Here is a 23,794-nt window from a genome sequence, read left to right on the forward strand (position 1 = left end):
ATTTAAATACGGCAAATTCCTGCTTCCACCACGTTTTCTTACGGCACTTTCGGTTCCAAAAGTGCCTACCTGTGAACAGTAACGTTTTTAGGTTCTTTTTAAGAAGAAAAGCAGAACAGGCAGGCGGGGGCTTCGTTTATCTGACAGGAGGTATATATGAGTGAGGTAAGATACCTTGTAGCGGGCGACAGCGCTGTGTGCGTTGAGTTTGGCAATGAAATCAGCCCGGAGATCAACAAGAAAATCCGCGCATTCAAGATTGCGGTTGAAAAAAGCGATATACCGGGAATTGTGGAGACGGTTCCAACATACCGTTCCTTATTAGTACATTATCATCCGGAAGTGATCGGATTCAAGGCACTCACAGAAAAATTTGATAAATTGATGGGTTCCTTATCCAGCATTCCGATCCCGCCGCCAACCGTTATCGAAATTCCGGTTCTCTATGGCGGAGAGATGGGTCCGGATATTGAAAATGTTGCGGAGCACAATCACAAGACCGTGGAAGAGGTCATCAAGATTCATACATCTGAAGAATATCTAATCTACATGATTGGATTCATCGCTGGATTCCCATATCTGGGCGGCATGAGCAAAGAGATCGCAACCCCGCGTCTGAAGAGCCCGAGAGTGAAGATTGAGGGCGGCTCCGTCGGTATCGCCGGTGAGCAGACCGGTATCTACCCGGTAGCATCTCCGGGCGGCTGGCAGTTAATTGGACGGACTCCGTTAAAACTCTATGATGCAGACCGCGAGAAACCAGTGCTTCTGGAAGCGGGACAGTATATCAAGTTTGCTGCAGTAACCGAGGAAGAGTATAAAAAGATCGAAAAAGAAGTCGAAGATGGAACCTACAAATACGTTGTGTACGATAAGGAGGTATAAAGATGGGCATTAAGTTTGCAAGCGGCGGATTCCTCACAACCGTACAGGACATGGGACGCACCGGCTATCAGGAGTCCGGTATGTCTGTATCAGGCGTTATGGATCAGCGTTCCGCAGCGATCGCGAATATTTTAGTGGGAAATGATGAAAACGAGGCGGTTCTGGAAGTAACCCTGATGGGACCGATGATGGAATTTACAGAAGATAATATTATCGCAGTAACAGGCGGCAATCTGGTTCCGAAGGTAAATGGAAAAGATCTTCCGATGTACCAGGCGGTTTTAGTACATAAGGGCGATTCCATGAACTTTGCCGGTATGACAAGCGGAAGCCGCGCGTACATTGCAGTGGCAGGCGGACTGGACATCCCGGTACAGATGGGCAGCAAATCCACCAACTTAAAGCTGAAAGTGGGCGGTTATCAGGGAAGAAAGATCGGCGGCGGAGACGAGATTGGTTTTGCCGCTCCGAAGACGACCCTTCCAAATATGAGAAAGAGAAAAGTGACGCCGGAGGACTTCTCCCAGACGGAGAAAACCATCCGCGTTGTCATGGGACCGCAGGATGACTGCTTTACTGAGAAAGGTGTTGAGACTTTCTTAAGCAGCACATATGCATTTACGAATGAGTCCGACCGTATGGGCTGCCGTCTCGAGGGCGAGGTCATCGAGCATAAAAATGGCGGTGATATTATCACAGACGGTATCGCCTTTGGTGCGATTCAGGTGCCGTCCCACGGACAGCCGATTATCATGATGGCGGATCATCAGACCACCGGCGGTTATACGAAGATTGCTGGCGTTATCTCTGTGGATCTTCCGCTGGTTGCACAGTCCAGACCGGGCTATAAAGTACATTTCCAGAAAGTAACGGTTGAGGAAGCGCAGAAGCTTTACATTGAGCAGGTGGAAAAACTCAAAGCACTCAAAGAAGAACTGGCAAAAGTACCGGAACCGTGCGGAGAACTCGATGCAGTGATTCAGGTAGCGGTTGGATGTGAGTCGAAGAAATACTGGAATCCGATTGGAACCTACCGGGTTGTGATCGATGGAACTGAATATATGGTTGAATTAGAGGAAGAGACTGAGAGGTTCAGATAAAACTCAGATGCATTGAAAGATATGGAGGGAACGTATATGGCAGATTACAGCAAAATGACACCACCGGAAGTATGGAAACTGATTCGGACTGGCGAGATTACCCGCCCGACGGCTGGCATGTGTGCCGGATATGCACAGGCAAATCTGGTTATCCTGCCGAAGAAGTACGCGGATGATTTTAAAGAATTTGCAAGAAAGAACCCGAAACCGTGCCCAATCCTGGAAGTCGTAGAGGGCACACCGGATATCCACGATATGGGCGAAGGCGCGAGCATCGTGACGGACATCCCGAAATATTTCATTTACCGTGACGGCGTGAAAGTCGATGAGGTGACAGATGTTTCTTCTTATTGGAAAGAAGATTCGGTTGCATTCCTGATTGGCTGCAGCTTCTCCTTTGAGGAGGCGCTTATGAAAGCCGGCATTGAAGTGCGCCATATCGCGCAGGGCTGCAATGTTTCCATGTACAAGACCAACATCCAGTGCGAGAGCGCCGGCGTGTTCAAGGGACCGATGGTTGTCAGCATGCGTCCGATGACACCGGAAAACGCACAGAAAGCCAAAGAGATCACAGACCGTTATCCAAACGTACACGGCGGTCCGGTCCAGATCGGCGATCCGGCAGCGATCGGTATCAAGGATATTTCCAAACCAGACTATGGCGATCCGGTCGAGATCCGCGATGGTGAGATCCCGGTATTCTGGGCTTGCGGCGTTACCCCGCAGGCAGCGATTGAAAATGCAAAACTTCCGTTAGTCATTACCCACGCACCGGGACATATGTTCATCACCAATGTTCTGAATACGGAGCTGAATGATTATCTGGAAGCGAAGAAGCAGAAATAGGCAGAATCGGTTCTTCCATTGCAGGAATGGTTTTATCGAAAAATAAGGTTTGACGGAGATTTCCCAGTCTCCTTCAAATAAATTCTCTTGAGAAAAGAGAAAAAGTTCATTACCAACCTAAAAAGCGGCGAAAAAGGAAGATGGAATCTGAGAGGAGGAAGTCTTCCTTTTTCATGTGTATATCGTGCGTATATCATGCGCATGGGATGAAACGCACTTACCTTGTAAATTCCTTGAGAAAATCGTTGAAAAAACCTTGTATTTTCAAGGAAAAACCGCTTGACACGTCCGGAACCGTGTAATATAATAAATCAGTATGACATGAGTCAGGAAGATGTCGGCACCAAAGCCCCGGAGCAGGCATTTCATGATATAGTTAATCTCAATTATAGGAAGTAAAACAGGAGGTCAACCAATGAAGAGTTTTATGGCTAGTCCAGCAACAATCGAGAGAAAATGGTATGTAGTTGACGCTACAGGATATACATTAGGTCGTCTTGCATCTGAGGTAGCAAAAGTATTAAGAGGTAAGAATAAACCGATCTTCACCCCGCACATGGATTGCGGCGATTACGTAATCGTAGTAAACGCAGAGAAGATCAAAGTAACTGGTAAGAAACTGGATCAGAAGATCTACTACAATCACTCTGATTATGTAGGTGGTATGAGAGAGACAACCCTTCGTGAAATGATGGCTAAGAAGCCGGAGAAGGTTGTTGAGTTAGCAGTTAAGGGTATGCTTCCAAAGGGACCTTTAGGAAGAAGCATGATTACGAAACTTCATGTATACGCAGGTCCGGAGCACGAGCAGGCAGCTCAGAAGCCGGAAGTTTTAGAAATCAAGTTTTAATTAAAGGCACTGGAAGGAGGAAACAATAATGGCTAACAAATTTTACGGAACAGGCAGAAGAAAAAAATCTATCGCTAGAGTATACCTTGTACCGGGAACCGGCAAGATTACAATCAATAAAAGAGACATCGACGAGTACTTTGGTCTTGAGACCCTGAAAGTAGTTGTACGTCAGCCGCTCGTAGCAACCGAGACTGTTGATAAGTTCGATGTACTTGTAAACGTACGTGGTGGTGGTTTTACAGGCCAGGCAGGTGCTGTAAGACACGGTATCTCCAGAGCACTTCTTCAGGCAGACGCTGATTACCGTCCGGTACTGAAGAAAGCTGGCTTCTTAACTCGTGACCCGAGAATGAAAGAGCGTAAGAAATACGGTCTCAAAGCAGCTCGTCGCGCTCCGCAGTTCAGCAAGCGATAATCTACAGCTTAATAATGCTAAAAAAGCCCGGAAATACGCCATTTTCCGGGCTTTTTCTATGCCTGAAATCATCTGATTCCGATGGTGAAATTTGAGGAAATTTGACTTCAAATTAACCCATTTTGATGGGTTTACCATGGGTTTACGGCCTATTTTTGAGCCTAATGGGTGGGAAAATGGGTTTACAGAAGGCCATTTTGGAGGGGAAATTAGCCCCATATCCTTGACAGATTTTCGGCAAACATCTGGCTGAAACGGAATGAAAAACAGTGTCAGGTTCGTTGGGCGAGTTCTGACGAATTCTGCAAAAAAATAATATCAGGTATCCTGTTACATAGAGCCTTGGCTCATTCTTTGAAAACGAGAATGGGTCGAGGCTCTATTTTTTTCGCCCGAAATCCGGCGAGACAAATTTGAGCAGGAGGTAACAGGTATGACGGATTTCAATCAGAAGACCCATGACACCGATGTGGGCAGTCATGGCGGACAGTCGAGGCAGATGATGGAGGTGTTTGAGAACCAGGAGTTTGGTTCGATCCGGTTGTTACAGGAGGCAGGCAAGACCTTCTTCTGTGCAAGCGACGTGGCGAAAGCGTTGGGATATGTGAATCCCTACGCCGCAGTGAAACGCCATTGTAGAGGCCCCCTAATGAAACGCGAGGTGGTCGTTCAGAAGGTGAATCAGTATGGAGATGCTGGAGAGCAGGTCGTTGAAATCTCCTTTATCACGGAAGGTGATGTTTACCGGCTGATCGTTCACAGCAAGCTGCCATCGGCAGAACGGTTTGAACACTGGGTGTTTGATGAAGTTCTCCCGTCCATCCGAAAGCATGGTGTGTATATGAGCGATTCTATTTTGGATCAGGTGATTTAGCATCCGGAGGTCATCTACACTCTGGCGCAGGAGCTTGTAGCCGAGAGAGAGCAGCTTGAGGGTATCCGCAAACAGCTGGATGCGGCGCAGCCCAAGGCAAACTACTTCGACACCTTTGTAAATTCTGAGGATTGCACCTGTATCCGGAATTTCTGTAAGGAAATCGGAATCCCGGAGAAGACGGCAGTAGCTCTCTTACTGGATCATCGCTATCTGTACCGCAGTCCAAGCGGCTGGCTGATGCCTTTTGCAGACAAATCTGCAAGGGGCTATTTTATTGTCCGGGATTGCTACGGCAGAAGCGGAAAACTGGTGCAGCAGACGAGAGTGACCTGCAAGGGAAAGAATCATCTCTTCAAGTTGTTTAAGAAATGGGGTGTGATCGAATGACGCTTTTTACAGAGGGACGCCTTCAGGCGTTTGAACGCATGATGCAGGATACCGGCAAATACCATCGACGGGAGGACAGCGAAGATCGTCCGCGCAAATGTCCGAAGAAAAAAACGGAGCCTGCGAAAAAGGATGGTGAGCACCATGCCGGTATTCAGGGTTGAGAAAAACAGCAATTACACAACGATGTGCAATTACCACCTGCGGGATCAGGGTCTCAGCCTGAAAGGAAAAGGACTTCTCTCTATGCTGCTTAGTTTACCGGACACATGGAACTATTCGGTACGGGGATTATCTTCGATTACACCGGATGGCGTAGATGGGGTGCTTACAGCTCTGAAAGAACTGGAACGTCTTGGATATCTGGAAAGGAACCAGCAGCGTGAGAGTAACGGTCGGATGGGCAGAGCGGAGTATGTGATCTATGAGATGCCAAGGAAAAAGCCGTGTACGGAAAAGCCGTATACGGTAAATCCGGATACGGACACACCGGTTACGGAAAATCCCGCGCAATTAAGTACTAATAGAACAAGTACTGAAACAATCAATAAAAGAGAGAAGAAGGAAATCCAGCACCGGTATGGCTCATACGAAAATGTCCTTCTCTCTGACACGGAATACGGCAAGCTCCGGCAGGAGTTCCCAGGAGATTATCAGATGCGGGTGGAACGGCTCTCTGAGTATCCGCTTTGAGCTTTCTTTTATGAATATGGCTACGGATGCCTCGAATTTTGAGAAGATGGTGCGCATCCCGTACCAGAAGGATCATTTCAATCCGGTGCGCACGGAGTACAGCACCATGCTGCGCCGCCAGCTTGCCCAGGGCAACAACGGCCTGACCAAGACGAAGTACCTGACGTTTGGCATTGAAGCAGAATCCATGAAACAGGCAAAGCCGAGGCTCAATCACATTGAGATCGACCTGATGAACAACTTCAAACGCTTGGGTGTCCGGGCAAAATTGCTGAACGGTAAGGAACGGCTTCATCTGATGCACGATATGTTCCACATGGGTGACCATGACCGATTCAATTTCGATTGGAAGTGGCTGCCGGAGAGCGGGCTGTCGGTAAAGGACTTTATTGCCCCGACCGGGTTTGCCTTTCCGAAGAACCGTGTTTTTCAGATGGGTGGGATGTATGGTTCCATGTCCTATCTCCAGATTACGGCTTCCGACCTGTCGGATCAGCTGCTGAAGGACTTTCTGGATATGGAATCCAGCCAGATTGTGACCATGCACATTCAGTCGGTAGACCAGAACAAAGCAATCAAATCCATCAAGCACACCATTACGGAGCTGGATCGTTCCAAGATTGAGGAACAGAAGAAAGCTGTCCGTTCCGGATACGATATGGACATCATTCCGTCAGATTTGGCAACTTACGGCAGGGACGCAAAGGCACTGCTGAAGGAATTGCAGAGCCAGAATGAGCGTATGTTCCTGCTGACCTTTCTGGTGATGAACACCGGCGAGACGGAGCAGGAGCTGGAAACCAATGTGTTTCAAGCTTCCAGTATCGCGCAGAAGTACAACTGCAACCTGCGCCGTCTGGACTTTCAGCAGGAGCAGGGGCTGATGAGCTGTCTGCCGCTGGCACAGAACCTGATTGAGATTCAGCCCAGCATGACTACCAGCAGCACGGCAATTTTCGTTCCGTTTACCACCCAGGAACTGTTTCAGACCGGGAAAGAGGCTCTGTACTATGGGCTGAATGCTCTGTCCAACAACCTGATTATGGTTGACCGGAAAAAGCTCAAAAACCCCAACGGGCTGATTCTGGGTACTCCCGGTTCCGGTAAATCCTTCTCTGCCAAGCGAGAAATCGCCAATGCGTTTCTGGTGACGGATGACGATGTAATTGTGTGCGATCCGGAAGCCGAGTACACGGCACTGGTGAAGAAATTTGAGGGGCAGGTCATTAAAATCAGCCCTTCCAGCGCGCAGTATATCAACCCGATGGACATCAATGCGAACTATTCGGAAGAGGATACCCTGCGAAGTTCTGTCAAATGTAGATAATCTGACAATACGAACATGGCTCACACGTAGTCTTCGACACCGAATATCAGCCAGCACACATATGAGGACGGAAAACGTAGCAGCTTTTGAAAAATTGCTTTTTTCTGCTCAAAGTGCTATAATCGGAATATACCGAATACAAAGGGAGGAAAGCTCCCATGCCAAGACCGCCACGGTGCCGTCGAATTTGTGGCGTACCACAGGTCGATACATTCTGTCCTAACGGGTGCGAGAATACCGAGCCGATCCTGCTGACGCTGGACGAATACGAGGTCATTCGGCTGGTTGACTTGGAGCAGCAAACCCACGAGCAGTGTGCCGCTCAAATGGAGATTTCCCGCTCTACCGTGCAGGAGATTTACGAAAGCGCACGGAGCAAGATCGTAGCGTGTCTTGTCCACGGGAAACCGCTGCACATCACCGGGGGAAACTACCGCATCTGCGGAGGACAGGAGGCAGCTCACTGCGGCCGTTGCTGCCGGATGCAGAGAGCCAACATGGAAAAATCAGGCAAAACTTGCAAAGGAGATTCCATTATGAAAATTGCAGTTACCTATGACAACGGTCAGATCTTTCAGCATTTCGGTCACACCGAGCAGTTCAAGCTTTATGAATCTGTGGACGGCAAAATCGTCCATGCGGAAGTCGTTGATACCAACGGCAGCGGTCACGGCGCACTGGCAGGATTCCTGATGCAGAACGGCGTGGACACTTTGATTTGCGGAGGCATCGGCGGCGGTGCGCAGGCAGCACTCGCCGAAGCGGGCATCAAGCTCTACGGCGGTGTCAGCGGGGACGCTGACGCGGCGGTGAGCGCATTGCTCAACGGAAGTTTGGGCTACGATCCCAATGTTCACTGTGACCACCATGACCATGAACACGGCGAGGATGGTCACTCCTGCGGTGACCACGGCTGCGGCAAGCATAGCTGCCATTGATATGGAACGCACACTGACACAACTTCCGTTCTGGTCATCCTTGACCGAACGCGAAATGGACACACTACGCCGAAGTGCCTTTGTCCGTCATTATAAAAAGGGTGCGTTCGTTCACAGCAGCGACAATGAATGTCTCGGAATGCTGTTTATTCTTTCCGGCGAGATCCGCACCCATCTTCTCTCTGATGAGGGGCGGGAGGTAACGCTGTTCCGCCTGTATCCGGGCGAACTATGCGTGCTTTCCGCCTCCTGCGTGATCAGTCAGATCACCTTTGATACACAAATGACTGCCGGAATGGATACGGACATTCTGATTATCTCTGCAAATGTCATTGCTGCACTCAAGGAGAAAAATCTCCATGTCCGCTGTTTTCTTTATGAACTGGCAACGAAACGGTTTTCTGATGTGATGTGGGCGATGCAGCAGATTATGTTCAAGGGATTGGATCAGCGGCTGGCAGAATTTCTCTTTGCCGAAGCGGAACGTACCGGCTCCGACACGATACGCATGACCCATGAGCAGATCGCCCAGCACATCAGCTCGGCACGGGAGGCAGTGGCACGGATGCTCAAAAGCTTCTCGGAGGACGGGCTGGTGGAGCTGAAGCGTGGTGCAATCACGCTGCGGGATAAGAACAGACTAAATCGTCTAAAATAAAAAGAAATGTGACTTCGTTACAGAAGAAAATCATAGATTTGCTACAATAAAAGCAGAAAAACAGGAAGGAGTATCCACCATGAAAGAAACGAAATACGCAGGAACTCAAACCGAAAAAAACCTGATGGCTGCCTTTGCCGGTGAGTCCGAGGCGCGCAACAAATACACCTATTTTGCATCCAAGGCCAAGAAGGAAGGCTACGAGCAGATCGCGGCGCTGTTCCTCAAAACCGCTGATAATGAGAAGGAACACGCCAAGCTGTGGTTCAAAGAGCTGAACGGCATTGGCGACACCGCCGAAAACCTTCTCTCCGCCGCTGAGGGCGAGAACTACGAGTGGACGGATATGTACGACGGCTTTGCCAAAACCGCCGACGAGGAGGGTTTCCATGAGCTGGCCCAGCGTTTCCGCCTGGTAGCCGCCATTGAAAAGCATCATGAGGAGCGCTACCGTGCCCTGCTGCACAATGTGGAGATGGCGGAGGTCTTCGCCAAGAGTGAGGTCAAGGTATGGGAGTGCCGCAACTGCGGGCATATCGTGATCGGTGAGAAAGCACCGGAGGTCTGCCCGACCTGCAACCATCCCCAGAGCTACTTTGAAATTCACGCAGAAAACTATTAAAGAGAAAAGGAGAACGAATCATGGAGCAGAAGTTTTACATTTGCAAGCATTGCGGCAACATCATTGCCAAGGTCAAGGACACGGGCGTTCCCGTCATCTGTTGCGGTGAGCCGATGAGCGAGATCATCCCCGGTACCACCGACGCCGCCGTGGAGAAGCACGTCCCTGTCTGGACTGTGGAAAACGGCATCGTTCATGTCAAGGTCGGCTCCGTAGAGCATCCCATGCTGCCGGAGCACTACATCGAGTGGGTGTCCCTCCACACCAAGCAGGGCAACCAGCGCAAGGAACTGCACCCGGGCGAGAAGCCGGAGGTCTGCTTTGCGCTCTGCGAGGGCGACGAAGTCGAGGCGGTCTACGCCTACTGCAACCTCCACAGTCTGTGGAAAGCGTGATCGTTCCGCGCATGGTATCTTAGAACCAACATAGAGAACTGAATGTCATGTATTGCAGGCAGGAGGCAAACAAGTCATGAAAGCACATAAATATTGGTCAATCGGAGCGGTAATTACCATGTTTGGAACTTTTTGCACTGGATATAAAGGCTCAAGAACAACGCATAAGTACCTTGCGCTTAGTTCCTTGATCTGCATGGTTATGGCAGTATATACGGGTCATAAAATGATTTCAGGGAATAAGAAAACAAAGAGAGTAAAACAAGCGGAAGCTGTGGATATTCTTTGAGTAAGATAGGAATCGTTATTGTTTCTGATGACGATAAAGTCGGGCTAATGTTGTGTGCGAAATAAAAAACAAGAAAGAAGAATTTCATTATGAAATATGTATGCGATGTGTGTGGTTGGGAATACGACGAAGAAAATGGCTATCCGGAAGGCGGCATTGCACCGGGTACAAAATGGGAAGATATTCCGGATGATTTTGAATGCCCCTTATGTTTTGTTGGCAAAGACCAGTTTTCTGTGGCTGAGTAAGGAAGCACAACAAAACCTATAAACAAAGAGCCGTGAAGCAGTATGTAAGATACCGCTTCACGGCTCTTTCTCACTTATATAAAAATTTGCCGTAACGTAACCTCGTCACAGAAAAATGCTTTGTACTGCGGTATGATAAAGCCACAATCAATCAACAAGAAAGAGGTGGCGAACATGAAAATCAAGCTCAATTCCGATCAGGAGATTGTCAGCACCATCAGAGAAGGACTCAAGCGCACCGGCGGGTACTGCCCCTGCCGCAGGGAGAGCACAGAGGCGACCAAATGTATGTGCCAGGAGTTTAAGGATCAAATTGCAGATCCGGGCTTCGAGGGATTCTGCCACTGTATGCTCTATTACAAATCCTTGCAGGATTAAGGGAGGAACGCTATGCTGTCAAAGAAACTGGCCGCCATAGATAAGACGCGGTGCGTCGCCTGCGGCGTGTGTGAAAATACCTGTCCACTGGGGGCCGTCAAGGTGCGCCGCGGCTGCTACGCCGCTGTGGAGGCGGAACGATGCGTAGGCTGCGGCAAGTGCGCAAAGATCTGTCCCGTCGGCTACATTGAGGTGAAAGTGAGGGCTGACGCATGAAAGTAAAGCATTGGTACGATTACCTGTGGGTATATGCAATCATCTATTTTGCACTGGGCTTTTTCAATATCCTGTTCGCGTGGCTGGGCATGATCGATTTTCTTCTGCCGCTGTTCTTAGCCATCTTTGGTGGGAACAAATACTTTTGCAACCACCTCTGCGGACGAGGTCAACTGTTCAGCAAGCTGGGGACAGACCTTAAATGCTCCCGCTGCAAGCCCACGCCCCGCTGGATGTCCTCCAAGTGGTTCCGTTATGGCTTTTTGATCTTTTTCCTGACGATGTTCGGCAACATGGTGTTTCAGACATATCTGGTCGCTGCGGGTACTTCGTCCCTGCGGGAGGCCATTAAGCTGTTCTGGACCTTCCGTGTGCCGTGGGGCTGGGCCTACACCGCCGGAACGGTGACAGACTGGGTAGCCCAATTCAGCTTCGGCTTTTACAGCCTCATGCTGACCTCGCTGCTCATCGGCCTCATCGTCATGGTGCTCTACAAGCCCCGTACATGGTGTGCCTTCTGCCCCATGGGAACCATGACGCAGGGGATTTGCAAGCTGAAAAACAAAGAATAAACAAAGATAACAGAAAGGAGCCTTACTCATGGCTGAACTGAAAATTACTGCTGCGAATTTTGAAAATGAGGTACTGCGTTCCGACAAGCCCATTTTGCTGGACTTCTACGCCGACTGGTGCGGACCGTGCAAAATGCTCTCTCCCATACTGCATGAGCTTGCCGAAGAAAAAAGCGGCGCGCTCAAGGTGGGAAAGGTCAATGTGGACGAGCAGATGGAGCTGGCAATGCGTTTTCAGGTGTCCAGTATCCCGATGCTGGTCGTATTCAAGGATGGAAAGGCCGTTGCCAAATCGGTGGGCTATCGGCCTAAGTCGGAGATTGCCGCAATGGTGGAGGGCGCAAGATGAAAGTTGTAATCGTAGGCGGTGTGGCGGGCGGTGCTTCTGCCGCCGCCCGCATCCGCCGTTTGGATGAACACGCGCAGATCATCATGATCGAGCGCAGCGGCTATGTGTCCTATGCCAACTGCGGTCTGCCGTATTATGTGGGCGGTGTGATCAAGGAGCAGGAAGAATTGACGCTGCAAACTCCGGAGAGCTTTTGGGATCGCTTTCGCATTGATGTGCGAGTACGGCAGGAAGTAACTGCGATCAATCCCGCAGAGAAAACCGTCACCGTCCACGCACTGGACAGCGGGAAGGTCTACACGGAAACCTATGACAAACTGCTTCTTGCCCCCGGCGCAAAGCCGACGATTCCTGCGCTTTCCGGTGTGGACAGCGAGCGGGTCTTTACCCTGCGCACCGTGGAAGACACCCTCCGCATTCGACGCTTTGTAGAGGATCAGAAGCCGAAAACCGCTGTTTTGGCTGGCGGCGGCTTTATCGGTCTGGAAATGGCGGAAAACCTTGTGGAGATGGGCGTTTCGGTTACCATCGTCCAGCGTCTGAAGCAGCTATTAGCGCCGCTGGATGCGGATATGGCCAGCTTTGTCCATGCGGAAATGCGCAGACACGGTGTGGCTCTGCGGTTGGATGAAACCGTCACCGGATTCCGACAGGACGGAGATTCCGTGCTGACGCTGCTGGAGGAAAGTGAGCCGCTGCGCTCCGACATGGTGCTGCTGGCCATCGGCGTCACGCCGGACACCCATCTGGCAAAAGAGGCCGGACTTGAGCTGGGCATCCGGGGCAGCATCGCTGTCAACGAGCGGATGGAAACCTCCGTGCCGGATATCTACGCTGTGGGCGATGCCGTAGAGGTCACCCATTTCGTGACCGGCCAAAAAGCATTGATCTCGCTGGCGGGGCCTGCCAACAAGCAGGGACGCATTGCCGCTGACAATATCTGCGGCGGAAACAGCCGCTTTCACGGCTCTCAGGGCTCGTCTGTTCTGAAACTGTTTGGCTTGACAGCGGCCTCCGCGGGGATCAATGAGAAGGCAGCGCAGGCAGCAGGGATCGCTTACGACAAAGTCGTATTATTCCCGGCATCCCACGCTATCTATTATCCCGGCGCACAGTCTATGGCAATGAAGGTGATGTATGAAAAAGAAAGCCTGCGGCTGCTGGGTGCGCAGATCGTTGGCGGCGAGGGCGTGGACAAGCGCATTGATGTACTGGCAACGGCCATTCGCGCAAAAATGACAGCCTTGGAACTGACGGAGCTTGACCTTTCCTATGCGCCGCCCTATTCCTCTGCCAAAGACCCGGTCAATATGGCCGGTTTTATGATCGAGGATTTGGAGAGCGGGAAGGTACGGCAGTTCCATTGGAATGAGGTTGAGGACTTGCCTTGCGATGGCAATGCGACACTGCTGGATGTCCGTACAGAAGGCGAATATCGGCGTGGGCACTTGAATGGATTCCGCAATATTCCACTGGACGATCTGCGGGAGCATTTGGACGAGTTAGACCGGGGTAAGCCTGTTTATGTGAATTGCCAGACAGGGCTTCGCAGTTATCTGGCCTGCCGACTTTTGACGCAGTACGGTTTCACCTGTTCCCATCTCTCCGGCGGATACAGTTTTTATCAGGTCGTAATACAAGAGCGGCAGACAGCGCGGAGCGCCTATCCCTGCGGAATGGAGAAGCTATGAGTGAGAATTTATTTGGCTTGACGGTTGCGGCAGATAAAGGCTTAGATGATTTGCAGTGCCAGCGCCTTTTAAGCGAAAATCGCAGGTATCAGGAAGTCATGCTGCAATACCGATGTGCGCTGAAAGCACTGGAAAGCAGGTTGGAAATTCTAAACGAAGAGTTTTCATTGCAGCATGATCGCAATCCGATAGAAAGTATAAAAAGCCGCTTGAAGTCGCCGTCCAGCATTATGAATAAGATGCAGAAACGCGGACTTCCTCTGGATTTTCCGACCATGCAGACAAATATCATGGATATTGCCGGTGTGCGGGTGATCTGCTCTTTCGAGGAGGATGTGTTCTTTTTGGCAAAGTGCTTAAAAAAACAGTCTGACATTGAAATCATCACAGAGAAAGATTATATTTCACACCCTAAGCCAAATGGCTATCGCAGTCTGCACCTGACGCTCCGGCTGCCGGTATTCTTTGCGGAAAAAGTGATCCATGTGCCGGTGGAGATACAACTCCGTACAATCGCTATGGACTTCTGGGCAAGCCTTGAGCATACCATCCGCTATAAGAAAAACTTGCCGATAAATGCTGAAGTCGAAACTGAACTGAAAGAGTGCGCCGATTCCAGCAGAGAATGGGACGGTAAGATGGAACATTTACTGCATATCATAACATAATGTGTCGAATATAAAATGAAAAGCACGCACTTTGGTGCTTGCCTTGGACTTGCCAGGGACCGCCTTATCCGCCTTGGGTGGGCGACCCCTGCGAGCCCCAACCAATTTCTCCGCTTTCTGGTTTTCAGGCATAGTCTTTTCTGCTTTCGGCGGACTGCCACGGCACAGCTTTTTCGGCTTCTATATTGTAAGGAACATGGCTTTTCGCTGAATGGAAAGCGAAGCTGACCCGGGCTGGAGCGGTCTGTGTTAAAACGATATATTTTTTTGAAAATTATCTTGATAAAATTTATCAAGATTGATATAATGGCATTAACAAGCAAGCGAAAAGAGGATGTGGAGCATGATCATCACCAAAGAGACGGACTACGCACTGCGCATTTTGCGGGTGCTGCTGGACGGGGAGAAGCATTCGGTGGCCGAGATGTCGGAAACGGAATTGATCCCCAATCAGTTTGCCTACCAGATTCTGCGCAAGCTCTCCGCCGGCAATTTGGTGCGGGTGAGCCGCGGCGCCCTCGGCGGCTGCGCGCTGTCCTGCGATCTGGACGCGACCTCCCTCTACGATCTCATGGGGGTCGTGGGGGAGCGGGGCATCCTGTGCGCCTGCATGGAGCCGGGATATGAATGCCGCTGGCAGGACAAGCATGGGCGGTGCGCCATCCACTGTCAGCTGGCGGCCTTGCAGCAAAAGCAGGACGAGGCGTTCCGTGCCGTGAGCCTGCGCAGGCTGCTGACCGGCGGATCCGATCCCCAAGATACAAGCAAGCTGTAAAATTTTAAGAGGAGGTACCCATATGCTGTTTCAAACCACGGCGGCGCACGAAGAGCTGCGCGCGAAGATCCGGAGTTTTGCGGAGGAGGAGATCAAGCCCCTCGCATTTTTAATGGATCAGAACAATGAGTTTCCCGAGGAGGCTGTCAAGAAGCTGGGTAAGCTGGGCTGGATGGGCATTCCCTACCCCAAGGAGTACGGCGGTGCCGGTCTTGATGCCCTGAGCTACGCCATCGCGGTGGAGGAGCTGGCCCGTGTGGACGGCGGCGCGGGCGTAATCCTCTCCGCCCACGTCTCCCTCGGCTCATGGCCCATTTTCGCCTATGGCACCGAGGAGCAGAAGAAGAAATATCTGGTTCCGCTGGCCAAGGGCGAGAAGATCGGCGCCTTCGGCCTCACGGAGTCCAACGCCGGATCCGACGCCGGCGGCACGGAGACCACGGCGCTGGATAAGGGGGACTACTACCTCCTCAACGGCGGCAAGATCTTCATTACCAACGCCCCTAAGGCGGACACCTATGTGGTTTTCGCCGTCACCACGCCGGACATCGGCACCCGGGGCATCTCCGCTTTCATCGTGGAGAAGGGCTGGAAGGGCTTTGAGTTCGGCGACCACTATGACAAGATGGGCATTCGCTCCTCCTCCACGGCGGAGCTGATCTTCAACGACGTGAAGGTTCCCAAGGAAAACCTATTGGGCAAGGAGGGCGAGGGCTTCAAGATTGCCATGTCCACGCTGGACGGCGGACGCATCGGCATCGCCGCGCAGGCGCTGGGCATCGCCCAAGGCGCGTTTGAGCACGCGTTGAGCTATTCCAAGGAGCGCGTCCAGTTCGGCAAGCCCATCGCGGCCCAGCAGAGCATCGCCTTCAAGCTGGCGGATATGGCCACCAAGCTGCGCTGCGCCCGGTTCCTCATCTACTCCGCGGCGGAGCTGAAGGAGCAGCACGCGCCTTACGGCATGGAGTCCGCCATGGCGAAGATGTACGCCTCGGACATCGCGCTGGAGGTCACCAACGATGCCTTGCAGATCCACGGCGGCAGTGGCTTCCTCAAGGGCATGGAGGTGGAACGGGCCTACCGCGACGCCAAGATCACCACCATCTACGAGGGCACTAACGAGATCCAGCGGGTGGTCATCGCCTCTCATCTGGTGGGCAGGCTGGGCAAGAGCTCCGGCGGCGAGAGCCGTTCGGCGGCCAAGAAACCCGCGCCCATCACCGGCATTCGCAAAAAGACCATCTTCCGGGAAGGGGATGCTGCCCAGCAGGTGGCCGACCTTGTAGCGGCGCTGAAGAAGGATGGTCACGACTTCTCCGTGGGCATCCCTATGGATACGCCCATCCCGCAGGCGGAGCGGGTGGTCTCCGCGGGCAAGGGCATCGGGGAGAAAAAGAACATGAAACTGGTAGAGTCGCTGGCCAAGGCTGCCGGCGCGGCCATCGGTTCTTCCCGCCCTGTGGCGGAGACTCTCAAATATCTGCCGCTGAACCGCTATGTGGGTATGTCCGGTCAGAAGTTCACCGGCAATCTGTACATCGCCTGTGGCATCTCCGGCGCATCCCAGCACCTTAAGGGCATCAAGGACGCCTCCACCATCGTGGCCATCAATAAGAACGGTAACGCGCCTATCTTCAAGAACTGCGACTACGGCATCGTGGGCGATGTGGAGGAGATCCTGCCCCTGCTCACTGCTGCGCTGGATAGCGGCGAAAAGCTGCCCGCGCCGCCTATGGTAAAGATGAAGCGGCCCACACCGCCGAAGCCCGCCCCCATCGGCGACCGCTACGTCTGCAGCGGCTGCGGCTACGAGTATGTGCCGGAGTTGGGCGACGAGGACGGCGAGATCGCGCCGGGTACGCTCTTTGAGCAGCTTCCCGCCGAGTGGGTGTGCCCGGAGTGCGCGGAGACGAAGGATCAATTTGTAAAGGCTTGAGCCGTGAAGGAGGTAAGATAAGATGTATTGCGTGCGTAAAGTAACAAACGACCTCTACTGGGTGGGCGCCAACGACCATCGCCTGGCCCTGTTTGAAAACTGCTTTCCCATTCCCCGGGGCGTAAGCTATAACGCTTACTGCCTGCTGGATGAAAAGACGGTGCTCTTTGACACGGTGGACTGGTCTGCCTGCCGCCAGCTTTTGGAAAATCTGGCGTATGTGCTGGATGGCCGCGAGCTGGACTACCTGCTGGTCAACCATCTGGAGCCGGATCACGCCGCCTGCATCGAGGAGATCCTGCTGCGCCATCCTAAGGTGAAGCTGATCTCCAACGAGAAGGCATTCATGCTCATGCGGCAGTTCGGCTTCCATGTGGACGGACATGAGTGCATCGAGGTGAAGGAGGGCGACACCTTCTCCTTTGGCAAGCACACCGTCACCTTTGTGGGCGCGCCTATGGTTCACTGGCCGGAGGCCATGGTGACCCTCGACGTCACCGACGGCGTCCTCTTTTCCGCCGACGCCTTCGGCACCTTCGGCGCGCTGGACGGTAAGCTGTTCGCCGACGAGGTGGACTTCGAGCGGGACTGGCTGGACGACGCCCGCCGCTATCTCACCAACATCGTGGGCAAGTACGGCCCCCACATCCAGCTCCTGCTGAAAAAGGCCGGCGGCGTTTTGGATCAGATCCAGTACATCTGCCCGCTCCACGGCCCCGTGTGGCGCAAGGATCTGGGCTGGTTCATCGAAAAGTACGACACATGGAGCCGCTATGCCCCTGAGACCCAGGGCGTGCTCATCGTCTACGCCTCCATGTACGGCAACACGGAGAACGCGGCGCAGGCGCTGGCGGCGTCGCTCTGCGATAAGGGCATGAGCAAGGTGGCGATGTACGATGTGTCCTCCACTCATGTCTCCCAGCTGATCTCCGAGGCGTTTAAGTACAGTCACATTGTCCTGGCCTCTGTGACCTACAATCTCGGCATCTACCCCGCCATGCATGACTTCCTCATGGATATGAAGGCACTGAATCTGCAAAACCGCACCTTTGCCATCATTGAAAACGGCTCATGGGCGGTGAAGTCCGGTGACCTCATGCAGAAATTTGTCAACGATGAGCTTAAGAACATGACGGTGCTCAACGAGCGGCTCAGCCTCGCCTCGTCCATGGGCACGGACAAGCGCACTGAGCTGGAAGCACTGGCGGACGCCATTCTGGAATCTATGAAGTAACTGGCAGGAAAGCCAAAACCAAGACAACAGACAACAAACAGCCCCGCCGTGTCGGCTGCAGAAAAACCGGCTTTCAAAAATAGAGCGGGCAAGCGTGATACTGCGCTTGCCCGCTCTTTGCCCAAAAGGACATGAAAAGTGACCGGAGAAGATGAGAGGATCGAAATGGAGATCAGAAAACGAAACGGGAAGTCTGTTCCTTTTCAACAGGAGAAAATTTTCAACGCCATGAAAAAAGCGTTTGATGGACAGGGAAGGGAGATTGGGGGCGGAGAACTGGAGGAGATCCTCGCCGCCGTTCTCAACAATCTCTCCGTCACAGTACCGCTCACCGTGGAACGTGTGCAGGACGAGGTGGAGCGGACGCTCATGGAGCGCGGACACTATGAGGTGGCCAAGGCGTACATCCTCTATCGCGAAAAGCGGTCTGCGCTGCGCCGCGTCCGGCATACCATCGCGCAGACGGTGGGGGATAACTCGCTTGACGAGGTGCTGCGCCGTATCCAGATGGATTTTACCGAGGAAATCTACTCCCTCGCGGCGCTTCAAATGAAGTTTGAGAGCTTCTGTCGCCCGGGCATGACGGAGGATGAGAGGGCTGAGGCACTGACCAAGGCAGCGGTAGAGCTGACTACGGCAGAGGCACCCAAGTGGGAGTTCATCGCGGCGCGGCTTCTGAACCACTCCTTTCGCTGTCGCAACGCACAGGAATGGGAGGGGCGCGGCGTCGGCGACCTCTATGGCAGGCTTCGCTATCTGACGGATAAGGGACTCTACGGTGACTATATTCTTGCCCACTATACCCACGAGGAGATCGCTATGGCGGAGGACTTTCTCTGCCCGGAACGGGACGAGTTGTTCACCTACTCCGGCCTTGACCTGCTGCTCAAACGCTATGTGATCCAGTCACGCAGCCGCGTGCCGCTGGAAACACCGCAGGAGATGTTTTTGGGTATCGCGCTGCATCTTGCTATGAACGAAGGCTCTGACCGCATGGGGTGGGTAAAACGCTTTTACGATATGCTCAGCCGTATGGAGGTCACGATGGCGACACCTACCATGTCCAACGCACGAAAGCCCTACCATCAGCTTTCAAGCTGCTTTGTGGACACTGTGCCGGACAGTCTGGACGGCATCTACCGCTCGCTGGACAACTTCGCAAAGGTCTCTAAATTTGGCGGTGGAATGGGGATGTACTTCGGTAAGGTGCGCGCTGCAGGCAGCACCATCCGCGGCTTTCAAGGGGCGGCGGGCGGTGTTATCCGCTGGATCCGGTTGGTCAACGACACCGCCGTGGCGGTGGATCAGTTGGGGATGCGGCAGGGCGCTGCGGCGGTTTACTTAGACGCATGGCACCGGGATCTGCCTGAATTCCTTCAACTGCGCACCAACAACGGCGACGACCGCATGAAGGCGCATGATGTGTTTCCCGCCGTGTGCTATCCGGATCTCTTCTGGCGACTGGCGGAGGAGAACATAGACGCGCCGTGGCATCTCATGTGTCCGCATGAGATCCTCACGGTCAAGGGCTACGCACTGGAGGATTACTGGGGTACGGAATGGGAGAAGCGGTATCTGGACTGCGTCAATGACCCGCGCATCGAAAAGCGTAGCGTCACCGTCAAGGACATCGTGCGGCTGGTGCTTCGCTCGGCAGTGGAGACCGGCACGCCCTTCGCCTTCAACCGCGACAGCGTAAATCGTATGAACCCAAACGGCCACACGGGAATGATCTATTGCTCCAATCTCTGCACGGAGATCGCACAGAACATGGCGCCCATCGAGCATATCAGCACTGAGGTGCACACGGAGAACGGCGACACAGTGGTGGTGACGGCCACACTCCCCGGTGAGTTTGTGGTCTGCAACCTGGCGAGTCTGTCTCTCGGTAATCTGGCGGTGGAGGACGAGGCCTATATGGAACGCACGGTGGAAACGGCCATCCGCGCACTGGATAATGTGATCGACCTCAACTTCTACCCGTTGGAATACGCGCGGCTTACCAATCAGAAGTACCGCAGCATCGGCCTGGGCGTCAGCGGCTACCACCACATGCTGGCAAAGCGCGGCATCCGATGGGAGAGCGATGAGCACCTTGCCTTCACCGATGCGGTATTCGAGCATATCAACTACGCCGCCGTCAAGGCGGACACAGCACTGGCACGGGAAAAGGGCCGCTATGCGCTCTTTGAGGGCAGCGACTGGCAGACAGGCGCGTATTTTGAAAAGCGAGGTTATACCTCAGAAAAGTGGCGGGCGCTTGCGGAAACGGTGGCGGTGCAGGGAATGCGCAACGCCTATCTGCTGGCTGTCGCACCCACTTCCAGCACATCCATCCTCTCCGGCACGTCGGCGGGCATCGATCCAATTATGAAGAAATTCTTTTTAGAGGAAAAAAAGGGCAGCATGCTGCCCCGCGTTGCTCCGGAGCTTTCTATGGATACATGGTGGTACTATAAGGCGGCGCATCTGATCGACCAAAGCTGGTCGGTACGCGCCGCGGGCTTTCGCCAGAGACATATTGACCAGGCGCAGAGCATGAATCTCTATATCACCAACGACTATTCCATGCGTCAGGTGCTCAGACTGTATTTGGAGGCGTGGAGGGCCGGCGTCAAGACCATTTATTATGTCCGCAGCAAGGCCCTTGAGGTCGAGGCCTGTGAAAGCTGCTCGTCATAAGGAGGATAGCATGATGGAACTGAAGAAAAAGCCCCTCTTTAACCCGGAGGGCGACCCTGATGTGCGCCTGCGGCGCATGATCGGCGGCAATACCACCAACCTCAACGACTTCAACAATATGAAGTACGCTTGGGTCAGCGACTGGTACCGGCAGGCCATGAACAACTTTTGGATCCCTGAGGAGATCAATCTCTCGCAGGATGTGAAGGACTATCCCCGCCTGCTGTCAGCCGAGCGCAGCGCCTACGATAAAATTCTGAGTTTTCTTGTCTTTTTGGATTCCATTCAGACAGCGAACCTGCCTAATATCGGCGCCTACATTACAGCCAACGAGGTCAATCTCTGCCTGTCCATTCAGGCGTTTCAGGAGTGTGTCCACTCACAGAGCTACAGCTATATGCTCGACACCATCTGTTCCCCCGTGGAGCGCAATGACATCCTCTACCAATGGAAAACGGACGAGCATCTGCTGCGCCGCAACACCTTCATTGGGGACTGCTACAACGAGTTTCAGGAGCGGAAGGACGCTCCCACGCTGCTGCGCGTGATGATGGCGAACTATATTTTGGAGGGCATCTATTTTTACAGCGGCTTTATGTTCTTCTACAATCTCTCCCGAAACGGGAAGATGTCCGGCTCGGCGCAGGAGATCCGCTATATAAACCGCGACGAGAACACGCACTTGTGGCTGTTCCGCAATATCATCACGGAGCTGCAAAAGGAGCAGCCGGAGTTGTTCACCGCCGAGAGCGTACAAGCGCTGCGCGAGATGATGCGTGAGGGCGTGGAGCAGGAGATCGCATGGGGGCATTATGTGATCGGCGACGACATCCCGGGGTTGAACCGGCAGATGATTAGCGATTACATCCGCTATCTCGGGAATCTTCGCTGGACGAGCCTTGGCTATCCGGCATTGTATCCGGGCTTTGAGAGCGAACCGGAGAGCATGGAATGGGTCAGCCAGTACGCTGACGCCAATATGGTCAAGACCGATTTCTTTGAGGCACGCAGTACCGCCTACGCCAAGAGCACCGCACTGATAGACGATTTATAAGAAAACCAAAGACATCAGAATAGGAGGTATTTTTTATATGGATATCCGAACGGTAACAGATGCCATCCGCTATGTAGGGGTGGATGATAACACATTGGCACTCTTTGAAAACCAGTACCCCGTCCAGCCTATGGGAGTGAGCTACAACTCCTATGTCATTCTGGACGAGAAAATCGCCGTGATGGACAGCGTGGACGCACGGGCGGCGGAGGAATGGCTTTCCAATGTAGCGCAGGTGTTGGGGGGGCGCAACCCCGATTATCTTGTGGTCACACACATGGAGCCGGATCATTCCGGCAGCCTCATGCGGATAGCGCAAGAGTACCCGGAGATGAAGATCGTGGGAAACGCGAAAACATTTACCCTGATCAAGCAGTTCTTTGGCACGGGTGCATTGTCGGAAGACCGTATGCTGGAGGTTGGCGAGGGCAGCACGATCTCTCTGGGCTCACACCGGCTGCGCTTCCTGCTGGCACCGATGGTACACTGGCCGGAGGTGATGACGGCGTATGAGGAAACGGAAAAAATCCTGTTCTCGGCGGATGCCTTCGGACGCTTTGGCTCACTGGAACGGACTGCCCGTGCCCCCTGGGTGCCGCAGGCCCGACGGTATTATTACAATATTATCGGGAAATATGGCGCACAGGTGCAGGCTCTGCTGAAAAAGACCTCCGCGCTGGAGATCCAAACGATCTGCCCGCTCCATGGTCCCGTGCTTACAGAAGGGCTGGAGGAGTGTCTGCGGCTCTATGATCTCTGGTCACAATGGGAACCAGAAGAATCGGAGAGCATACTGATTGCCCACGCATCCATCCATGGAAATACTGCCCATGCGGCGAAGACCCTCAAGGGTAAATTAGAGAAAAAAGGCGTGCAGGTCAGCATATGTGATCTCACTGTGACAGATCTTTCCTACGCTGTTGCCAGTGCGTTCTACTGCGGGAAACTGGTGTTGGCCTGCTCCACTTATGACGGAGGACTGTTCCCGCCCATGAAGGCCTTTTTGGATCATTTACAGACAAAGGGATTCCGAAACCGCCGGATCGGCCTCATGGAAAACGGCTCATGGGCCCCTGCTGCCGCGCGGCTGATGCGCGCCGAGTTGGAAAAGATGAAGGAACTCCGACTGTGTGAAACGGAGGTATCGCTGCGCGGCGCACTGAACCAAACCAGCGAAGCGCAGATGGACGCTCTTGTGGCGGAGCTCTGCGCGGAATAAGCTGCAACAAACCGCAGCTATTCTCGTACAGATGATGGTCTTACTCATCTGCTTTATGTCCCAAGGGCAGAGTACCGTCATCTCAGGTTGAGGTCACGATGTGGTGTGGGGCGAGAACGGAGTCTTGAGAATACCCAAACAAAAGAAAGGAGCTGACAGATATGGCAGCTATGAATATGAATCAGGAGCAGTTTGAGCAGGCGACCCGGGGCGAAAAGCCCGTTTTGGTGGATTTCTGGGCGCCCTGGTGCGGCTATTGCCGGAGGATCGGCCCTGCGTATGAGAAGATTGGAGAGGAATACGCGGACAGCCTCGTTGTCAGCAAGATCAATATTGACGAGGAGCCGCGGCTGGCGGGGGCCGAGGGGATCGAGGTCATCCCAACTCTGGTGTTGTACCGGAACGGAAAGGCCGTGGATTCCATCACCGCGCCCGGCTCAAAGGCAGAGATCGACCGCTTCATTCAGGAAGCCTTGGCGAAATAACG

Annotated in this window: 28 protein-coding genes and 1 pseudogene; all 29 read left to right on the forward strand. The window is 53.1% G+C overall.

Annotated elements, in window-relative coordinates:
• The first annotated feature begins 156 nt into the window (after positions 1–156).
• The 29 genes and pseudogenes from pxpB (at position 157) to DXC57_RS06675 (ending at position 23,792) form a co-directional block, all read left to right on the forward strand.
• The gene (gene pxpB / locus DXC57_RS06545; protein ID WP_022358506.1) at positions 157–885 is read left to right on the forward strand and encodes a 5-oxoprolinase subunit PxpB; all 729 of its coding nucleotides are present in this window, start codon (positions 157–159) and stop codon (positions 883–885) included.
• A gap of 2 nt (positions 886–887) precedes the next feature.
• Complete coding sequence (locus tag DXC57_RS06550; RefSeq protein ID WP_022358507.1) at positions 888–1,985, forward strand: biotin-dependent carboxyltransferase family protein; 1,098 nt, start codon at positions 888–890, stop codon at positions 1,983–1,985.
• Between the two features lie 36 nt (positions 1,986–2,021).
• Positions 2,022–2,831, forward strand: coding sequence for a putative hydro-lyase (locus tag DXC57_RS06555; protein WP_107000768.1), 810 nt, complete (start codon positions 2,022–2,024; stop codon positions 2,829–2,831).
• Between the two features lie 415 nt (positions 2,832–3,246).
• The gene (gene rplM, locus DXC57_RS06560; RefSeq protein WP_022358509.1) at positions 3,247–3,681 is read left to right on the forward strand and encodes a 50S ribosomal protein L13; all 435 of its coding nucleotides are present in this window, start codon (positions 3,247–3,249) and stop codon (positions 3,679–3,681) included.
• A gap of 28 nt (positions 3,682–3,709) precedes the next feature.
• Entirely contained in the window at positions 3,710–4,099 is a 390-nt protein-coding gene (gene rpsI / locus DXC57_RS06565) for a 30S ribosomal protein S9 (protein WP_022358510.1), read from the forward strand.
• 433 nt (positions 4,100–4,532) lie between these two features.
• Positions 4,533–4,973 carry a BRO family protein gene (locus tag DXC57_RS15685; RefSeq protein ID WP_243031998.1) on the forward strand — a complete coding sequence of 147 codons (441 nt, stop codon included), beginning with the start codon at positions 4,533–4,535 and terminating at the stop codon, positions 4,971–4,973.
• Positions 4,974–5,048: 75 nt separating this feature from the next.
• Complete coding sequence (locus tag DXC57_RS15690) at positions 5,049–5,363, forward strand: phage antirepressor KilAC domain-containing protein (protein WP_243017077.1); 315 nt, start codon at positions 5,049–5,051, stop codon at positions 5,361–5,363.
• Positions 5,360–5,527, forward strand: a complete 168-nt coding sequence (locus DXC57_RS15450) for a hypothetical protein (protein ID WP_002576412.1) — start codon at positions 5,360–5,362, stop codon at positions 5,525–5,527. Before DXC57_RS15690 ends, DXC57_RS15450 begins: the two co-directional genes overlap by 4 nt.
• A gap of 22 nt (positions 5,528–5,549) precedes the next feature.
• Positions 5,550–6,056 (forward strand): helix-turn-helix domain-containing protein, encoded by a 507-nt coding sequence (locus DXC57_RS06575; protein ID WP_227589453.1) that lies wholly within the window; start codon positions 5,550–5,552, stop codon positions 6,054–6,056.
• Positions 6,043–7,353, forward strand: a pseudogene (locus tag DXC57_RS06580) (DUF87 domain-containing protein); the annotation flags it as partial. The gene DXC57_RS06575 and the pseudogene DXC57_RS06580, both read left to right, overlap by 14 nt.
• A 188-nt stretch (positions 7,354–7,541) precedes the next feature.
• On the forward strand, positions 7,542–8,321 hold the full coding sequence (locus DXC57_RS06585; RefSeq protein ID WP_118651659.1) for a DUF134 domain-containing protein: 780 nt from the start codon (positions 7,542–7,544) through the stop codon (positions 8,319–8,321).
• A 1-nt stretch (position 8,322) separates the two neighbouring features.
• Positions 8,323–8,979, forward strand: coding sequence for a Crp/Fnr family transcriptional regulator (locus DXC57_RS06590; RefSeq protein ID WP_118651661.1), 657 nt, complete (start codon positions 8,323–8,325; stop codon positions 8,977–8,979).
• Between the two features lie 79 nt (positions 8,980–9,058).
• The gene (gene rbr / locus DXC57_RS06595; protein ID WP_107000763.1) at positions 9,059–9,601 is read left to right on the forward strand and encodes a rubrerythrin; all 543 of its coding nucleotides are present in this window, start codon (positions 9,059–9,061) and stop codon (positions 9,599–9,601) included.
• Between the two features lie 20 nt (positions 9,602–9,621).
• A complete protein-coding gene (locus tag DXC57_RS06600) occupies positions 9,622–9,996 on the forward strand; it encodes a desulfoferrodoxin family protein (protein WP_033120174.1) in 375 nt (124 codons plus the stop codon).
• Between the two features lie 76 nt (positions 9,997–10,072).
• Positions 10,073–10,285 carry a DUF6219 family protein gene (locus DXC57_RS06605; protein WP_118651663.1) on the forward strand — a complete coding sequence of 71 codons (213 nt, stop codon included), beginning with the start codon at positions 10,073–10,075 and terminating at the stop codon, positions 10,283–10,285.
• A gap of 89 nt (positions 10,286–10,374) precedes the next feature.
• Positions 10,375–10,533 carry a rubredoxin gene (locus DXC57_RS06610; protein WP_107000760.1) on the forward strand — a complete coding sequence of 53 codons (159 nt, stop codon included), beginning with the start codon at positions 10,375–10,377 and terminating at the stop codon, positions 10,531–10,533.
• A gap of 132 nt (positions 10,534–10,665) precedes the next feature.
• On the forward strand, positions 10,666–10,911 hold the full coding sequence (locus DXC57_RS06615) for a ferredoxin-thioredoxin reductase catalytic domain-containing protein (protein ID WP_107001011.1): 246 nt from the start codon (positions 10,666–10,668) through the stop codon (positions 10,909–10,911).
• A gap of 12 nt (positions 10,912–10,923) precedes the next feature.
• A complete protein-coding gene (locus DXC57_RS06620) occupies positions 10,924–11,127 on the forward strand; it encodes a 4Fe-4S binding protein (protein WP_118651665.1) in 204 nt (67 codons plus the stop codon).
• Positions 11,124–11,699 carry a 4Fe-4S binding protein gene (locus DXC57_RS06625; RefSeq protein ID WP_117796821.1) on the forward strand — a complete coding sequence of 192 codons (576 nt, stop codon included), beginning with the start codon at positions 11,124–11,126 and terminating at the stop codon, positions 11,697–11,699. Before DXC57_RS06620 ends, DXC57_RS06625 begins: the two co-directional genes overlap by 4 nt.
• Before the next feature lie 28 nt (positions 11,700–11,727).
• Positions 11,728–12,048, forward strand: a complete 321-nt coding sequence (trxA, locus tag DXC57_RS06630) for a thioredoxin (RefSeq protein ID WP_107000757.1) — start codon at positions 11,728–11,730, stop codon at positions 12,046–12,048.
• A complete protein-coding gene (locus DXC57_RS06635) occupies positions 12,045–13,739 on the forward strand; it encodes an FAD-dependent oxidoreductase (RefSeq protein WP_118651667.1) in 1,695 nt (564 codons plus the stop codon). Before trxA ends, DXC57_RS06635 begins: the two co-directional genes overlap by 4 nt.
• Positions 13,736–14,407: a GTP pyrophosphokinase family protein gene (locus DXC57_RS06640; RefSeq protein ID WP_107000755.1), complete on the forward strand. Its 672-nt coding sequence runs from the start codon at positions 13,736–13,738 to the stop codon at positions 14,405–14,407. Before DXC57_RS06635 ends, DXC57_RS06640 begins: the two co-directional genes overlap by 4 nt.
• Positions 14,408–14,750: 343 nt before the next feature.
• Complete coding sequence (locus DXC57_RS06645) at positions 14,751–15,182, forward strand: Rrf2 family transcriptional regulator (protein WP_015553424.1); 432 nt, start codon at positions 14,751–14,753, stop codon at positions 15,180–15,182.
• Between the two features lie 22 nt (positions 15,183–15,204).
• Positions 15,205–17,118, forward strand: coding sequence for an acyl-CoA dehydrogenase family protein (locus tag DXC57_RS06650; RefSeq protein ID WP_107000754.1), 1,914 nt, complete (start codon positions 15,205–15,207; stop codon positions 17,116–17,118).
• Between the two features lie 22 nt (positions 17,119–17,140).
• Positions 17,141–18,352, forward strand: coding sequence for an FprA family A-type flavoprotein (locus DXC57_RS06655; protein WP_107000753.1), 1,212 nt, complete (start codon positions 17,141–17,143; stop codon positions 18,350–18,352).
• Positions 18,353–18,517: 165 nt separating this feature from the next.
• Complete coding sequence (locus DXC57_RS06660) at positions 18,518–21,034, forward strand: ribonucleoside-diphosphate reductase subunit alpha (protein ID WP_181357201.1); 2,517 nt, start codon at positions 18,518–18,520, stop codon at positions 21,032–21,034.
• Between the two features lie 10 nt (positions 21,035–21,044).
• Positions 21,045–22,088, forward strand: a complete 1,044-nt coding sequence (locus DXC57_RS06665) for a ribonucleotide-diphosphate reductase subunit beta (RefSeq protein WP_118651669.1) — start codon at positions 21,045–21,047, stop codon at positions 22,086–22,088.
• A gap of 37 nt (positions 22,089–22,125) precedes the next feature.
• On the forward strand, positions 22,126–23,307 hold the full coding sequence (locus tag DXC57_RS06670) for an MBL fold metallo-hydrolase (protein ID WP_117470959.1): 1,182 nt from the start codon (positions 22,126–22,128) through the stop codon (positions 23,305–23,307).
• Positions 23,308–23,468: 161 nt separating this feature from the next.
• Positions 23,469–23,792, forward strand: a complete 324-nt coding sequence (locus DXC57_RS06675; protein WP_107000750.1) for a thioredoxin family protein — start codon at positions 23,469–23,471, stop codon at positions 23,790–23,792.
• Positions 23,793–23,794: the final 2 nt, after the last annotated feature.

This window comes from Clostridium sp. TF06-15AC (genome assembly GCF_003481165.1).
Lineage (GTDB): Bacteria > Bacillota > Clostridia > Lachnospirales > Lachnospiraceae > Otoolea > Otoolea fessa.

Coding starts and splice junctions, on each gene's coding strand:
- DXC57_RS06645 (WP_015553424.1), top strand. CDS start 14,751: ATGATCATCACCAAAGAGACGGACTACGCACTGCGCATTTTGCGGGTG.
- DXC57_RS06655 (WP_107000753.1), top strand. CDS start 17,141: ATGTATTGCGTGCGTAAAGTAACAAACGACCTCTACTGGGTGGGCGCC.
- DXC57_RS06660 (WP_181357201.1), top strand. CDS start 18,518: ATGGAGATCAGAAAACGAAACGGGAAGTCTGTTCCTTTTCAACAGGAG.
- DXC57_RS06620 (WP_118651665.1), top strand. CDS start 10,924: ATGCTGTCAAAGAAACTGGCCGCCATAGATAAGACGCGGTGCGTCGCC.
- DXC57_RS06590 (WP_118651661.1), top strand. CDS start 8,323: ATGGAACGCACACTGACACAACTTCCGTTCTGGTCATCCTTGACCGAA.
- DXC57_RS06575 (WP_227589453.1), top strand. CDS start 5,550: ATGTGCAATTACCACCTGCGGGATCAGGGTCTCAGCCTGAAAGGAAAA.
- DXC57_RS06675 (WP_107000750.1), top strand. CDS start 23,469: ATGGCAGCTATGAATATGAATCAGGAGCAGTTTGAGCAGGCGACCCGG.
- DXC57_RS06635 (WP_118651667.1), top strand. CDS start 12,045: ATGAAAGTTGTAATCGTAGGCGGTGTGGCGGGCGGTGCTTCTGCCGCC.
- DXC57_RS06625 (WP_117796821.1), top strand. CDS start 11,124: ATGAAAGTAAAGCATTGGTACGATTACCTGTGGGTATATGCAATCATC.
- pxpB (WP_022358506.1), top strand. CDS start 157: ATGAGTGAGGTAAGATACCTTGTAGCGGGCGACAGCGCTGTGTGCGTT.
- DXC57_RS06600 (WP_033120174.1), top strand. CDS start 9,622: ATGGAGCAGAAGTTTTACATTTGCAAGCATTGCGGCAACATCATTGCC.
- DXC57_RS06640 (WP_107000755.1), top strand. CDS start 13,736: ATGAGTGAGAATTTATTTGGCTTGACGGTTGCGGCAGATAAAGGCTTA.
- DXC57_RS06665 (WP_118651669.1), top strand. CDS start 21,045: ATGATGGAACTGAAGAAAAAGCCCCTCTTTAACCCGGAGGGCGACCCT.
- DXC57_RS06615 (WP_107001011.1), top strand. CDS start 10,666: ATGATAAAGCCACAATCAATCAACAAGAAAGAGGTGGCGAACATGAAA.
- DXC57_RS06550 (WP_022358507.1), top strand. CDS start 888: ATGGGCATTAAGTTTGCAAGCGGCGGATTCCTCACAACCGTACAGGAC.
- rplM (WP_022358509.1), top strand. CDS start 3,247: ATGAAGAGTTTTATGGCTAGTCCAGCAACAATCGAGAGAAAATGGTAT.
- DXC57_RS06670 (WP_117470959.1), top strand. CDS start 22,126: ATGGATATCCGAACGGTAACAGATGCCATCCGCTATGTAGGGGTGGAT.
- rbr (WP_107000763.1), top strand. CDS start 9,059: ATGAAAGAAACGAAATACGCAGGAACTCAAACCGAAAAAAACCTGATG.
- DXC57_RS15450 (WP_002576412.1), top strand. CDS start 5,360: ATGACGCTTTTTACAGAGGGACGCCTTCAGGCGTTTGAACGCATGATG.
- trxA (WP_107000757.1), top strand. CDS start 11,728: ATGGCTGAACTGAAAATTACTGCTGCGAATTTTGAAAATGAGGTACTG.
- DXC57_RS06585 (WP_118651659.1), top strand. CDS start 7,542: ATGCCAAGACCGCCACGGTGCCGTCGAATTTGTGGCGTACCACAGGTC.
- DXC57_RS06610 (WP_107000760.1), top strand. CDS start 10,375: ATGAAATATGTATGCGATGTGTGTGGTTGGGAATACGACGAAGAAAAT.
- DXC57_RS06605 (WP_118651663.1), top strand. CDS start 10,073: ATGAAAGCACATAAATATTGGTCAATCGGAGCGGTAATTACCATGTTT.
- DXC57_RS15685 (WP_243031998.1), top strand. CDS start 4,533: ATGACGGATTTCAATCAGAAGACCCATGACACCGATGTGGGCAGTCAT.
- DXC57_RS06555 (WP_107000768.1), top strand. CDS start 2,022: ATGGCAGATTACAGCAAAATGACACCACCGGAAGTATGGAAACTGATT.
- rpsI (WP_022358510.1), top strand. CDS start 3,710: ATGGCTAACAAATTTTACGGAACAGGCAGAAGAAAAAAATCTATCGCT.
- DXC57_RS06650 (WP_107000754.1), top strand. CDS start 15,205: ATGCTGTTTCAAACCACGGCGGCGCACGAAGAGCTGCGCGCGAAGATC.